Origin of the sequence: Pseudomonas sp. NPDC089918 (genome assembly GCF_050280605.1) — a bacterium.
Taxonomy (GTDB): domain Bacteria; phylum Pseudomonadota; class Gammaproteobacteria; order Pseudomonadales; family Pseudomonadaceae; genus Aquipseudomonas.
Genome location: NZ_JBNNVP010000076.1, coordinates 1 through 13901 on the forward strand (window position 1 = coordinate 1; position 13901 = coordinate 13901).

General features: G+C 60.6%; 13 protein-coding genes. 6 read left to right on the forward strand and 7 right to left on the reverse strand.

From position 1 onward, the window contains the following. Positions 1 to 148 precede the first annotated feature (148 nt). The gene (locus tag ACQKPC_RS29410; protein ID WP_427628156.1) at positions 149 to 1390 is read left to right on the forward strand and encodes a TIGR03862 family flavoprotein; all 1242 of its coding nucleotides are present in this window, start codon (positions 149 to 151) and stop codon (positions 1388 to 1390) included. A gap of 117 nt (positions 1391 to 1507) precedes the next feature. On the opposite strand, the gene ACQKPC_RS29415 is transcribed toward ACQKPC_RS29410, so the two are convergent. Further along, on the reverse strand, positions 1508 to 2842 hold the full coding sequence (locus tag ACQKPC_RS29415) for a DEAD/DEAH box helicase (RefSeq protein WP_063342442.1): 1335 nt from the start codon (positions 2840 to 2842) through the stop codon (positions 1508 to 1510). A gap of 78 nt (positions 2843 to 2920) precedes the next feature. Next, positions 2921 to 3847, reverse strand: coding sequence for a drug/metabolite exporter YedA (gene yedA / locus ACQKPC_RS29420; protein ID WP_007895363.1), 927 nt, complete (start codon positions 3845 to 3847; stop codon positions 2921 to 2923). A 162-nt stretch (positions 3848 to 4009) separates the two neighbouring features. On the opposite strand from yedA, the gene ACQKPC_RS29425 reads away from it, so the two are divergent. Then, on the forward strand, positions 4010 to 4465 hold the full coding sequence (locus tag ACQKPC_RS29425; RefSeq protein WP_008012657.1) for an Lrp/AsnC family transcriptional regulator: 456 nt from the start codon (positions 4010 to 4012) through the stop codon (positions 4463 to 4465). 32 nt (positions 4466 to 4497) lie between these two features. On the opposite strand, the gene ACQKPC_RS29430 is transcribed toward ACQKPC_RS29425, so the two are convergent. The 3 genes from ACQKPC_RS29430 to ACQKPC_RS29440 form a co-directional block, all read right to left on the reverse strand. After that, entirely contained in the window at positions 4498 to 5109 is a 612-nt protein-coding gene (locus ACQKPC_RS29430) for a 3'-5' exonuclease (protein ID WP_007895390.1), read from the reverse strand. Positions 5110 to 5131: 22 nt separating this feature from the next. Then, positions 5132 to 5611: an NYN domain-containing protein gene (locus ACQKPC_RS29435; protein ID WP_008070052.1), complete on the reverse strand. Its 480-nt coding sequence runs from the start codon at positions 5609 to 5611 to the stop codon at positions 5132 to 5134. Between the two features lie 142 nt (positions 5612 to 5753). Further along, a complete protein-coding gene (locus ACQKPC_RS29440) occupies positions 5754 to 6533 on the reverse strand; it encodes a DUF2076 domain-containing protein (RefSeq protein WP_427628158.1) in 780 nt (259 codons plus the stop codon). Positions 6534 to 6711: 178 nt separating this feature from the next. Between ACQKPC_RS29440 and ACQKPC_RS29445 the strand changes: the two genes are divergently transcribed. Both ACQKPC_RS29445 and ACQKPC_RS29450 read left to right on the forward strand, forming a co-directional pair. Next, complete coding sequence (locus tag ACQKPC_RS29445) at positions 6712 to 7386, forward strand: YciC family protein (RefSeq protein ID WP_427628159.1); 675 nt, start codon at positions 6712 to 6714, stop codon at positions 7384 to 7386. Between the two features lie 88 nt (positions 7387 to 7474). After that, entirely contained in the window at positions 7475 to 8557 is a 1083-nt protein-coding gene (locus tag ACQKPC_RS29450) for an endonuclease/exonuclease/phosphatase family protein (RefSeq protein WP_427628161.1), read from the forward strand. A 125-nt stretch (positions 8558 to 8682) separates the two neighbouring features. On the opposite strand, the gene hrpB is transcribed toward ACQKPC_RS29450, so the two are convergent. Continuing rightward, on the reverse strand, positions 8683 to 11199 hold the full coding sequence (gene hrpB, locus ACQKPC_RS29455) for an ATP-dependent helicase HrpB (RefSeq protein WP_427628163.1): 2517 nt from the start codon (positions 11197 to 11199) through the stop codon (positions 8683 to 8685). A gap of 109 nt (positions 11200 to 11308) precedes the next feature. Here hrpB and ACQKPC_RS29460 point away from each other — a divergent pair, with 109 nt between their 5' ends. Then, a complete protein-coding gene (locus ACQKPC_RS29460; RefSeq protein WP_427628165.1) occupies positions 11309 to 11728 on the forward strand; it encodes a polyribonucleotide nucleotidyltransferase in 420 nt (139 codons plus the stop codon). A 30-nt stretch (positions 11729 to 11758) separates the two neighbouring features. Further along, positions 11759 to 12655 carry a cation diffusion facilitator family transporter gene (locus ACQKPC_RS29465; RefSeq protein WP_427628166.1) on the forward strand — a complete coding sequence of 299 codons (897 nt, stop codon included), beginning with the start codon at positions 11759 to 11761 and terminating at the stop codon, positions 12653 to 12655. On the opposite strand, the gene ACQKPC_RS29470 is transcribed toward ACQKPC_RS29465, so the two are convergent. Continuing rightward, positions 12649 to 13692 carry a DUF6515 family protein gene (locus ACQKPC_RS29470; protein WP_427628168.1) on the reverse strand — a complete coding sequence of 348 codons (1044 nt, stop codon included), beginning with the start codon at positions 13690 to 13692 and terminating at the stop codon, positions 12649 to 12651. The genes ACQKPC_RS29465 and ACQKPC_RS29470 overlap by 7 nt on opposite strands. Positions 13693 to 13901 lie beyond the last annotated feature (209 nt).

Below are 13901 nucleotides of genomic sequence, written 5' to 3' on the forward strand. Positions count from 1 at the left end.
TTGCACGGGTCGTATTTGCACTGCTGAAAGGGCAGAGTGAATACCAAGCGAAAACGGGTTGAGGGCTTCCCCTCAACCATAGAATCTCCCACATTGATCGGGGCTGATAGAATGCCCGGCTTCATTCCGCCATACCGCAGCGCATTCCATGACCCAACCCTCCACTTCCCTCCCCCCTCACGTCGCCATCATCGGCGGCGGCCCCGCCGGTTTGATGGCGGCTGAAGTGCTGAGCCAGGCCGGGATCAAGGTCGATCTGTACGACGGCATGCCTTCAGTGGGGCGAAAATTCCTCCTCGCCGGGGTTGGCGGTATGAACATCACCCATTCCGAGGCCTACCCGGCGTTTCTCTCACGCTATGCCGAACGGGCACCGCAGATTGCGCCATTGTTGCGAGCCTTCGGCGCCGACGTCTTGTGCCAATGGATTCATGACCTGGGCATCGAAACCTTTGTCGGCAGCTCCGGCCGGGTGTTTCCTACCGACATGAAAGCCGCTCCCCTGTTGCGGGCCTGGCTCAAACGCCTGCGCGATGCCGGCGTAGTTATCCACACCCGCCATCGCTGGCTCGGTTGGGATGACAATGGTGACTTGCGCATCGACAGCCCCGAAGGCGAAAAAACTGTTCAAGCCGAAGCGACCCTGCTGGCCCTCGGCGGCGGCAGTTGGTCGCGCCTCGGTTCGGACGGTGCCTGGATGTTGGCGCTGGAACAGCGCGGTGTAGGACTGGCGCCGTTGCAACCGAGCAATTGCGGCTTCGAGGTGCAGGCCTGGAGCGAATTGATGGTCAGCAAATTCGCAGGCAGCCCGCTGAAAAACATCGCCATTGGCCTCAATGACGACGTGCCGCGACTCGGGGAATGTGTGATCACTGCCACGGGAATTGAAGGCAGTTTGATCTACGCCCTGTCGGCGCCGATCCGCGAAGCGATCAATCAACACAGCTCGGCAACCATTCATCTCGATCTGTTACCGGGCAAGCCTGTGGATAAAATCCAGTCTGCGCTGAGCAAACCGCGCGGCTCACGCTCCATGGCCAAACACCTGCACAGTCAGCTAGGGCTTGATGGCGTGAAAGCGGCGTTGTTGCGGGAACTGACACCCGCCGATTACTTTACCGATCCGGCATTGCTGGCCAAGGCGATCAAGGCATTGCCGCTGACGTTGGTGAAAACCCGACCATTGGACGAGGCCATCAGCAGCGCAGGGGGCGTGATGTTCGAGTCGATGGATGAACGTTTGATGCTCAAGCAACTACCTGGCGTGTTCTGCGCGGGAGAAATGCTCGATTGGGAAGCGCCGACCGGCGGCTATCTGCTGACCGCGTGTTTCGCCAGTGGGCGAGCGGCGGGGATGGGGATGGTGGAGTGGTTGAAGCACCGACACTGATCGTTCCCACGCTCTGCGTGGGAATGCAGCCCGGGACGCTCCGCGTCCCTACCCAAGCGGACGCAGAGCGTCCATTGAGGCGTTCCCACGCAGAGCGTGGGTACGATCCTCGGAGGATCAAGGCTTACGCTTACGCGGCCCGGTGTTAAACACCGGCACTTTACGCACAGGCTTGATCGAAGGCTCCGGCGCCGAGGCATCACCGCTCTCGACCCACTTGCCCAAATTGCGCTTGCCGCCACTGGAGGTCTTGGGCTTCTTCGGCTTTTTCGGCTTCTTGACCACCTGACCGCTGGCATCAGTATCCGGCACGCGGTGCTCAGGTTCGAAATCCTGCTCCATCTGGCGAGTCAACGTCTGACGGGTCAACGTCTCGATGGCCGACAGCAAATTCACCTCATCAGCACACACCAGCGAAATAGCCTGCCCGGTTGCGCCCGCACGGCCGGTACGACCGATGCGGTGGATGTAGTCCTCCGCCACGATCGGCAGGTCGAAATTGACCACCAATGGCAAATCTTCGATATCCAGACCACGCGCTGCCACATCGGTGGCTACAAGGATCTGCACTTCACTGGCCTTGAAACGATCCAGTGCCCGCTGACGGGTCGCCTGAGGTTTGTCGCCGTGAATGCCGTCGGCATTGATGCCCAGGCCCTGGAGTTTTTCCACCAACGCGTCTACGCCGTTACGGGTCTTGGCGAACACCAGCACCTGCTTCCACTTGCCCTTGCGCATCAAGTGAATGAACAGCTCCGGCTTACGCTTCTTGTCCACCGTCACCACCCATTGCTTGACGGTGTTGGCGGCGACGTTGCGCGGGCTGACTTCGATGCTCAGCGGGTCGTTGAGCATTTGCCCGGCCAGCAGGCGGATCGCATCGGAGAACGTGGCAGAGAACAACAACGTCTGACGTTTCTTCGGCAATACGCGGTAAATGTTCCCAAGCTCCTCGGAAAAGCCCAGATCGAGCATGCGATCGGCTTCGTCCAGCACCAGGGTTTGCAACTGATTGAACTTGAGCGCGTTCTGACGGAACAGGTCGAGCAAGCGGCCCGGAGTCGCCACCAACAGGTCGACGCCTTTGCGCAGCTTCATCATTTGCGGGTTAATGCTGACGCCGCCGTACACCGCGTACGTGCTCAACGGCAGGTTCTCGGCGTACTGGCGCACGGCTTCGTGAACCTGTTCGGCCAGCTCGCGGGTCGGCACCAGAATCAGTGCGCGCACTGAGTTGGCGCTGACTTTCGGCCCTTCCATGGCCAGCAATTGCAGCAGCGGCAAGGCGAAACCGGCGGTTTTGCCGGTGCCGGTCTGGGCTGCTGCCATCAGGTCACGACCGGCCAGCACCGCCGGAATCGCTTGTGTCTGCACCGGCGTAGGGGTCTGGTAGCCGAGCGTCTCGAGAGCGCGCAGCAAGGGTTCGATCAGGCCAAGGGTGGCGAAAGTCATGGGAGTACCGTAGGAAAATTCAGCGCGGGTTTTTCAAAACAAGTGTGCAAAACAAGATGCAATGGCGCGCAGTTTACCCTAATTCGCGCGGGATTCTGTCGGCACCACTACGGCAGGCCGATCTGCACCTCGGCGCCACTGCGGCAACCCGATCAGCACCACGGCACTGATGATCACTGTCATGGCCAGCGCTTCTTCAATACCAATGGTCTCGCCAACAAATACGATACCCAGCAACACCGCCACCGCCGGGTTGACGTAGGCATAACTGGTGGCCGCTGCCGGACGCACGTGTTTCAGCAGGTACATGTAGGCGTTGAAGGCGATGATCGAACCGAAGAACGTCAGATAGGCCAATGCGGCCCAACCTTCGATCGGCGGCATAGCCTCCAGATGCTCGCCACTCACCGCGCTGCCGATCAACAACACCACGCCGCCCACCAGCATTTCCACGGCACTGGCCATCGCGCCTTGTGGCAACGGCAAGTGTTTGCTCCACACCGAACCGAACGCCCAGGACGCTGCCGCGAACACCAGCAATGCCGCACCCAACGGGCTCGATTGCAGATTGGAACCGAGGTTGAGCATGGCGATACCGATCAGCCCGAGCACAATCCCGGCCCATTCGAGACGGGTATTACGCGCGCCCCAGAAATATCCACACAACAAAGTGAACAGTGGCACCGTCGCCACCGCCAACGCGGCAACGCCGGAGGCCACGCCCGTATGCTCGGCGACGCTCACCGCCCCGTTACCGCACGTGAGCAGCAAAATCCCGATGATCCCCGCCGCTTTCCACTGCGCCCACGTCGGTGCAGGTGCCCCGCGCCAGCGCAGGAACGCGTACATCAACGTACCCGCGATCACGAATCGAATACCGGCGAGCAACAACGGCGGCCAGTACTGCACGCCGATTCGAATCACCAGGTAGGTCGATCCCCAAATCACGTACAGCGCGAAAAAAGCAGCGATCAGCGGTAAGGAAAAACGGCGTATGCCAGGCATGGGCAGCTCGAGGACAAGACAAAGAGAGCAGCTATTCTAGAAAGGCCAGCGACGGAAAATAAGTTACAAAACCTGTTTATAGCGCCGGTACACTTTTCAAAACACGGAGTTCAGCGCTATAAACCGTGCTTTCGAAAGTCAGCCTTTTTCAGGAATGCCATGATGGACAAATACGACCGCATGCTCCTCAGCGCCCTGTTGGAAAACGGTCGTGCGTCCTACGCCGATCTGGCACGCAAGGTGAACCTGTCCGCTCCGGCGGTGGCCGAGCGCGTGGCCAAACTTGAGGCCTGCGGGGTGATTACCGGCTACCAGGCGAAAGTCGACATGGCCAAACTCGGCCTGCCGATCCAGTGCGTCATCGAACTGCGCCTGAATCAGCACGGCAACCAGAAAACCTACGACGAACTGATCAAAATCCCACAGCTCACCGAATGCCATCGCGTCACCGGCGATCCGTGCGTGATCATGCAAGCGGCGGTGGGCTCGATGCCGGAGCTGGAAGAGTTGATCAACCGGATCGCCACGTTCGGATTCAGCAAGACCTCGATCGTGCTGTCCAGCGCCATCGAGAAGCGCGTGCCGTTGGGGCAGTTGGAGGGGAATGGAAAATCGTGATGTCGCACGCTCCCACAGGGGTTAGGTGCGTTTCAGAACCCGCGATACCGCTTGAGATGCTCATTGATCTTCGCCGCCGGCACTTTCTGCAAACTGACGAGCAGATCATGGGACAACTCCCGCAGCCCATGCTTGCGCCGCAACTCTTCAGCCAAGTGCGCCGTCAGGTTGGCGGCCATTTCGGCATCGGCCATGGCCCGGTGAGCCTTTCCGGTATTGGGCAGGCTGGCGAAAGTGGTGAGGGTGCCGAGTTTGTGGTCCGGCGCGGCGGGCATCAGGCGGCGGGCGAGTAACAGCGAGCAGGCAAAGTTCTGCAAGCGTGTGCGTTTGATTCGTCCGAGCTCGTAGTCCCAGAACTTCTGGTCGAATGCAGCGTTGTGCGCCAGCAGCGGCGTGATGCCAACAAATTCGTTGACCTCATTCATCACCTGCTCGGCCGAGGGAGCGGTGCGCAGCATGGCGTTGCTGATGCCGGTGAGTTGCTCAATAAAAGCCGGCACCCGCACGCCAGCGTTCATCAGGCTTTGGTAACGCTCGACAATGCGCCCCTGTTCAAGAATCACCACGGCAATTTCCGTGGCCCGGCAGCTGCTGCTCGGGGAGAGTCCGGTGGTTTCAAAGTCGATGACTGCTATGCGTTCCAAACCTGTTTCAACTCCGTAAAAATCAATTCTTGAGCAGCAACGCGCCTTCGATCGGCACGTAACGGCTGGCAGCGCGGATCAGCGAGTTGGCGGTGAGGCCGGGCACGCCATAGGCCACCGCTTGCACGCCGTGCTTAGCGATGATGCGTTCCAGCAGCATGTCGAAATCACCGTCGCCAGAAGCCAGCACCACTTCGTCGACATGATCGGCGGCGTCCATGATGTCGAGGGTGATGCCCACGTCCCAGTCGCCTTTGGCCGAACCGTCGCTGCGCTGGATGTAGGGCTTGAGCTTCACGATGAAGCCGAGATTGCGCAGGATCTGCTGAAACTGCTGCTGCTTGCTGTCGCCACGATCGATCGCATAGGCATAGGCCTCGACGATCTGCCCTTCTTTACTGACGTCAGCCCACAGCGCGGCGTAGTTGAAGTGACAACCATAAGCCTGACGCACGGTGTAATAGAGGTTCTGGACATCGGCGAACACTGCGATTTTTTTCACCGTACATCCTCTTTGGCGTGCCGAAGCGCGGGCAGGATCAGGCACCAGGGCCCGAAAAGTTGCCCAGTATGCCAGCCCAAAGGATTGTTCCGCGAATAATCGGCCATGTGGTGAGGGAGCAAGCTCCCTCGCCACAGATGTATCAGACGAAGGAATCGTCGTCGCCACCGAAGAACGATGAGCTGTCATCGCTATAGTCGGCGTCGGCGTATCCGCCTTGATCGCTGGAATTGTCAGCCACGCGCTGATCGTCGCCCCAGCCATTACCGCTGTCGCTCTGATCGTTGACCTGAGCCGGTTCTTCCTTGATGACTTCAACCACTTCCGGCTGCTGATGGTGCTGGAACAGGCTGCTGATGCCCTGCGCCAGCATCACACCACCGGCCACACCCGCTGCAGTTTTCAACGCACCACCAAGGAAACTGCTGCCGGCAGGCTGTTGTGGTGCGTAGTTTTGCTGGGGCGGCGCTCCGAAGTTCTGCTGAGCAGCCGGCGCACCGAAGTTTTGCTGTGGCGGCTGCGAGTTGAATGACGGCCGCCCCGGTTCACGCCAGCCGCCATTCGACGGGGCTGCGCTTTGAGTCGGCGCAGGCTGCGGATCACGGGAGCCACCACCGAAGATGCTCGACAAAAAGCCACCGCTGCTCGGCGCCGGTGCCGTCGTCTGAGCCTTGGCCGATTGCAGCTCAGCCTGCAATTGCTGGATTTGTTGAGTGAGTTGCTTGTTCTGTTCGTCGAGGCTCTTGATGGCAGCCTCTTGCACCAGAATCGCCTGGGTCATGAAATAGCCCGCCGCGGGCTGGCGAGTCAGGTGTTCCTTGATCCGCGCTTCGGCCTGGGCGTCGCGCGGGGCTGAATCCGTTTCGGCCTGTTGCAGCCGGGAAAACAGTCCATCGATCAGGGTTTGTTCTTCGCTGTTCATGGCGACCTCATAGATTGCCGGGAATATCGTCGCCCTCATCCACGGTGGATAAGGTGCTCACCAGTAATGGGGCTGATACAGGATGTTTCAATGACCTTTACCGAACGTTTACGTTTGCGCCCCAAAGGGGTTCATCGGTTAAAGTGAGGCACCTGCTTTCGACCTGCGATACCGACTGATGAATCCGTTCGATGTACTGCGTGACTCTCTGTATTTCTTCAAGCGCAATCTGCGCCAGATCGTGCAGCTGTGCCTGCCACTGGTGATTGTCGAGGCGCTGCTGCAACAAGTGGTCGACCACTCCACGGAGCCGGACAGTTTTCCCGGCATCAGTGTGATTGTCGGCCTGCTGGTGTATCCGCTATACACCGCCGCGCTGATCCTGTTTCTCGATGCCCGCAGCCGTGGCGAATCGCCGCGCACCCGCGACTTGCTGGCGACCTCCGCAACCCTGTGGCCGCGCTTCGCCGTGCTGACCGCCCTCAATACACTGCTGATCCTGATTGGCCTGTCGCTGTATTTTCTGCCGGGGATCTGGTTGATGGTGACACTGGCGTTCGGCGAGTACCTGCTGGTGCTGCGCGGCCTGGCACCGCTGGCGGCAATGAAGGAAAGCCTGCGCCTGACCCGCGGGAATTTCCTGCGCATTCTGGTGTGCATTCTGTGCGTGATGGGGCCGTTGTGGGTGCTCAAGGGTGCGACTCTGGCGGTTTACCCTGACCCGCAGAACCCGGTGATCTCGCTGCTGATCGACAGCGCGCACAGCTTCCTGCAACTGTTCACCAGCGTGGTGGTGTTCCGTTTATTCATGCTGATCGCCGACGCGCCCGAGAAAGCTGACGGGGCACTTTGAAGAACGATGTGTCGCGGCTAATTGATGGGCATGCCGTTTGCGCTCGGTTATGCTCGGGCCCCTCTTTTGTAACGCTATAAGCCGAGCCATGCCCCGTCTACTGCGCTACACCCTGCTGTGCATGCTGATTGCCATTGGCCTGATTGCATTGATGATCTACAGCCTCACCTGGCGCCCCGAAGCCAAGGAAGCGCTGCCGGTCATTTGCAACGCCCAGGCGCCGACGCTAGTGCCCGGCCAGGCGCTGAAGGTGATGACCTGGAACGTCCAGTACCTGGCAGGCAAGCGCTACGTTTTCTGGAACGATCTGGCCGCAGGGAACGACGAGAGCCCTACGCCTGAAGACATGGCCTTCAGCCTCGACGAAGTGGCGCGGGTGATTCGCGACGAGCAGCCGGACATCGTGCTGTTGCAGGAACTCGATGACGGTGCCAAGGCCAGCGACTACCAGAACCAGTTCAAATTGCTGCAGGATCGAGTCACCGATCTGTACCCATGCAGTGCGCAGGCCTTCGACTGGAAAGCCGACTTCGTGCCTGAACCGCCCATCTACGGCAGCGTTGGCCGGCAATTGGCAACCCTGAGCCGCTACCAGATCGAACACGCCGAACGCCTGCAATTACCGGTCGCACCGGCCAATTTCATCAGCCGTCAGTTCAAGCCGAAAAACGCCTTGCTGGTCACTCACCTGCCATTGAGTAATGGCGGCCAAATGGCCGTGTTCAATACCCATCTGGAACGTGCCACGCCCCCGCTCGACGAAACCTTGCAACGCCAGGTGACAGCCGTGGCCAAGGTCCTCGACAAGTACGAAAGCCGCGGCACGCCGTGGTTGATCGGCGGCGACTTCAACCTGTTGCCGTTGGGCCAGTATCGACGCCTGCCCACCGAGCAACGCACGCCCTACTCCGCCGATAGCGCGCTGCATGTGCTGTGGGACAAATACCCGATGATCCCCACCAACAACGAAGCCAGCGGTATCGATCGGGCGCAATGGCTGACCCATTACCCGAATGATCCGGGCTTGAACGGCCCGGACCGGACCGTCGACTACCTGTTTTACAGCCCGCACCTCAAACGGGTCGAGGCGCGAGTGAGGCAGGACGATACGTTGCGCATTTCCGATCACTTGCCGGTCATTGCGCGGTTTCTGTTGCCGGCCGCGCCTTAGGTCAAAAGCTTCGCGAGCAAGCCCGCTCCCACACTGGTTTTCGGTGGTACACAAATGCTGTATTCACTGAAGATCTCATGTGGGAGCGGGCTTGCTCGCGAATGCCGCACCGCCGATGCCACTGACTACTTACGCGGTTTGATCCGCGCCGTCGCCTCGGCCACCAGTGGATCATCCGGCCAGTAGTGTTTCGGATAACGCCCCTTCAAATCCTTCTTCACCTCGGCGTAGGTGCTGCGCCAGAAGTTCGCCAGGTCCTGCGTCACCTGCACCGGCCGGCGCGCCGGGGACAGTAGATGAAGCTTGACCACCTGCCGGCCACCGGCGATTCGCGGGGTTTCGGCCAAGCCGAACAGCTCCTGCAAACGCACCGCCAGAATCGGCGGCTGTTCGCTGTAATCCAGACGAATCGAAGAGCCCGACGGCACGCTCAAATGATGCGGTGCCAGCTCTTCGAGCCGTTGTGGCAGCGGCCACGGCAACAGGTTATGAACGATGCTCGACAGGTCCAGATTGGCGAAGTGACTGAGTCGAGAGACCTTGCCCAGATACGGCATCAGCCAATGCTCGAGGCTTTTGAGCAATGCAGCATCGCTGACATCCGGCCATTCACTCTGCTCCTTACTGCCGAGATCCAACTGACGCAACAACGCAACCCGCGCCTGCCACTGACGCAGCTCTGGCGTCCAGGGCAACAGCTCCAGGCCTTTACGCCGCACCAGATTCACCAACGCCTGACTGCGAGCGCTTTCATCGAGCCCGGTCAGCGGTTCGCGGCTGAGGATCAATTCGCCGACCTTGCGCTGACGTTCGGCCCGCAGCACGCCTTCGCGCTCATCCCAATCCAGTTGATCGACGCAACGCACCTGCTCGGCCAACACCGAATCGAACAACGCCGGATCGAAATCCGTCGCCAGATAAATCCGTTCTTCACGCTGGCCCTGACGACTGCCCAGATCGGCGATCACCAGCCACGGTTGTTTCATCAAACTGTCGGCTTCGGCGAACAGCGCTGCGCGACCGTTGGCCAAACGATACTCCGCGCCACCGGCCCGCCGCTGTTGCGCAACTCGGTCGGGATACGCCAACGCCAGCAACGCGCCAAGCCAGCGCGGATGTTCAGGATCGCTGACCGGCTCCGACGCTTTGCCCCGCAGGTAACCGCGATACTGCCGCGCCAGTTGCCGAGCCCGTTGAACACCGCCCTGGGCACCACGAGCAGCCCGTTCTTCGCCGGACAACAGCACCAGTCGGCTGTGCAGATCCGCCCCGGCGCCACGCAAAATATCCCGTTCACCGAGCAGTGCCGCGACATCGCAGGCCATGTCGGCAAGACCGAGCGCCTGCCCCCGCAACAGCAAATGAGCGATCCGTGGATGGGCCGGCAGTTCAGCCATGGCCTGACCGTGACGGGTCAGCGCCTCGCCCTCCAGCGCGCCCAAACGTTCAAGCAGATCCTGAGCCTGTGCATAAGCTGCTGCCGGAGGGACATCGAGCCAAACCAACTGACCCGGCGTCACGCCCCAACGACCGAGTTGCAAGGCCAGCCCGGCAAGGTCCGCCGAGAGAACTTCCGCACTGGCGTAAACCGCCAGTTGCTCGTGCTGATCCTGCGACCACAAGCGATAACACACGCCGGGCTCCAGACGCCCTGCCCGGCCTGCGCGCTGCGTGGCGCTGGCTTTGGAAATGCGCTGAGTATCCAGGCGAGTCATGCCGCTACCGGGATCGAAACGCGGCACTCGCGCCAGCCCGGCATCGATCACCACGCGCACTCCGTTGATGGTCAGGCTGGTCTCGGCAATGTTGGTGGCCAGCACCACTTTGCGTTTGCCGGCGGGCGCCGGATCAATCGCGGCGCGTTGGGCGGCGAGGTCCAATTCACCGTGCAACGGGCAGAGCAGTACCTGTGTGCTATCGCCCAGCGCATCGGCGAGTTGTTGATGCACCCGACGAATTTCCGCCTGCCCCGGCAGGAACACCAGCAGGCTGCCGGTCTCATCGTTCAGCGCGTCGAGAATGGTCTGCACCACCCTTGGCTCGATAAATTCACCTGACTGAAACGGTCGGCCCCAACGCATCGCCACCGGGTACATGCGACCTTCGCTGCGCAGGATTGGCGCATCATCGAGCAACCCGGCCAGGCGTTCACCTTCCAGGGTTGCCGACATCAATAGAATTTTCAGCGGTTGGTCGTCGCGAAACAACTCACGGCCATTGAGGCTCAGGGCCAACGCCAGGTCGGCGTCGAGGCTGCGTTCGTGGAATTCATCGAAAATCAGCAAACCCACGCCTTCCAGCGCCGGATCATCCTGCAAGCGCCGGGTGAGAATGCCTTCGGTGACCACTTCGATGCGGGTATTGGGGCCGACTTTGCTGTCGAGACGAATGCGATAGCCAACCGTTTCGCCGACCTTCTCGCCCAGTTCACTGGCCAACCGCTCCGCCGCCGCCCGCGCTGCCAATCGGCGCGGTTCGAGCATCAGAATGGTCTGCCCGGCCAACCACGGTTCATCGAGCAAGGCCAAGGGCACGCGGGTAGTTTTACCAGCGCCGGGCGGAGCTTCGAGCACGGCTTCGTGGCGTGTAGCGAGGGCTTCACGCAGGGCGGGTAAAACTTCATCAATCGGCAAAGAAATCATGCTGGCTCCCAAACAGAGGGCCGAGTATAACGGCGAACTGCTCGGCGTTTGTCGCGGTCCTAATTCATACAGACGTCCCTTCGTTTTCAGATGGCCCAGGAGATTTCACATGCGTACTCCCTTTCGCTTGATCGGCGGTGTATTGATCGCGTCCTTGCTGACCCAAATGACCGCCTGCGGCACGATTTTCTACCCGGATCGTCGCGGTCAGATTGACGGCAAGATCGACCCGGCCATCGCCGCGCTGGATGCCGTGGGCCTGCTGTTTTACATCATCCCAGGCCTGATCGCCTTTGCGGTGGACTTCGCCACGGGCGCCATTTACTTCGAACCGGGCCGCACTGCTCAGGTGGCCCCGGAAAAACTCAAGGAAGCCATCGGCGCCGACGGCAAGGTCGATAACCACAAGTTGCAGACTATTCTGGAAAGTGAACTGGGCCGCAGCTTCCCGCTGGACGATCCACGTCTGATCCAGCACAAGGGCAGCACCCAACAACTGGCCATGTTCGGCCTGCAACCGGCCGCGTAATTGGTGCACCAAAAAGGAAAAGCCGCACTTATGACCACCAGTACCGAACACGCCCGCCTGCTGCGGCTGGCGACGCGCGCCTCGGTGGCGGTGGCGTGCACGTTGATCGTGGCCAAAGCCATCGCCTGGTGGCTGAGCGGCTCGGTGAGCATGCTCGCCGGGCTGACCGACTCAGCACTCGATGGCGTCAGCTCGCTGCTCAACCTGCTGGCCGTACATTACGCCTTACGCCCCGCCGACGACGATCATCGTTACGGGCACGGCAAGGCCGAATCATTGGCGGGCATGGCTCAGGCACTGTTCATTGGCGGCAGTGCGGTGCTGATTGCGTTGCAGGCGATCGAGCGATTGAAGCATCCGGAGCCGGTAAGCGCCGCGTGGCTCAGCATCGGGGTGATTGTGTTTTCCCTCGCCCTGACCGTGGCCCTGCTGATGTTGCAACATCGGGTGATCAAGGCAACCGGTTCTAACGTCGTGAGTGCCGACTCCTTGCATTACCGCTCAGACTTGCTGCTCAACGGCAGCATTCTGGTGGCGCTGGTGCTGGCCGGGCTTGGTTGGCATCAAGTCGACCCCTGGTTCGGATTGGGGATCGCCGCCTACATCCTCTGGAGCGCCATTCATATCGCCCGGGAGAGTTTTGCCGTGCTGATGGATGAAGAGCTGCCGCCGGGTGTCAGCCAGCACATGCTTGAACTGGCCTGCAGCGTGCCGGGGGTTTTGGGCGCCCACGATCTGCGCACACGAATCTCCGGCAACCAGTGGTTTGTGCAATTGCATCTGGAGTTGCCGGGAGAGCTGACGCTGTCAGTCGCCCACGGCATCAGCGATCAAGCCGCCGATGCAATTCAGGCCGCTTACCCGCGAGCCGAAGTGCTGGTGCACGCCGACCCGCAGGAAGTGGTGAAAACCGCCAGGGCTCAGTAACTCACCTGATAACCGCGACTGCTCAGGCAGTTGCCTTGGGCCTGTCGGTAGACTTGCACCACCGACGGGGCCGGTTGATAGGTGACGGCACGCGGATCGAAGCCGCTCTGCTGCACAGCCCAGCGATAACACTCGTAACCGTCCCGACTGACCTCCTCCGGCGACTGGCCATTAGCCGGATACGCCACCACGTCATAACCATTGCCCATCGGTTGCGGCTGCACGGGCGGTTCGACCACGACGTAATCCCGAGTGCTCTCCTGATAGGCGTAATACGCGCCGGCCGCGAGGAACAACAGCGCACCGCCGATCCACACTTCACGCGCGTAATCGGGCAAATAGCTGACCCGAATCCCGCGAGGCGGCTGAACCACCACGTAACGCGGGCCTTGCGGACGATACCAATAACCACCGGAATAGAAATAATCCTGGCCACGATACGGCACGCGGTAGTTGCGCTCCGGGAAGCGGTCGATCACGTACCCCGGACGATACTGCGGGCCGGGGCCCCAGCCATTGCCGTGCCCATCCGGGCGACCGGGCCAGCGACGATCATCCTGACGTGAGCCCTGACCGCCAGTCTGCCAGCGCTGGTAGTCATTGTTGCGCCGCGGTTCGTCCTGATAGTAGCCACGCCGGGGTTCCTGGGTCTGGCGCACAGTATCGGGCCGGCCCTGGATCGGCAGATTGTTACTGGGTTGTTGCGGCGGTCGCTCCTGAACGTTGGAGTCGTGCTGTACACGGTTCTGCCACTGGCCACCCTGAGTATTGGGATCGTGCGAGGGCCGGTTTTGCCGCTCGCCGCCCTGATTCTGGTCGTGGAGCTCGAACTGACGGCTGTTGTCGCCACGAATGATTTCGTTGTTCTGCCGGCGTGGCTGATTGTTACCGTCATGACCCTGACCTTTGCCCTGATGATCCGGCCCGCGTTGGCCGCCATCAGGCCCACGGATTTGCGGCTCATCGGCCAGCGATTGCGCAGTGACACTCACACATAGCAAACCAACACCGGCCAAACGCCAGATGCGCGACTTCATGCTTTTCCTCACTGCGGGTTAGGGCCTGTACGTAAGACTGGGAAAGCACAGGCCGGTTCTGCAACAGGTTATCAGTCACGCAACTTATTTATTGAGGGTCGCCCATAAATTCCGGTGTCTAGTCCTGAAATAGGTTTACACCTGTTTCACCCTAACGCCCGATGCACCGCATCGGGCGTTTTGTATTTCAAAGACAGGTGCGGACGCTC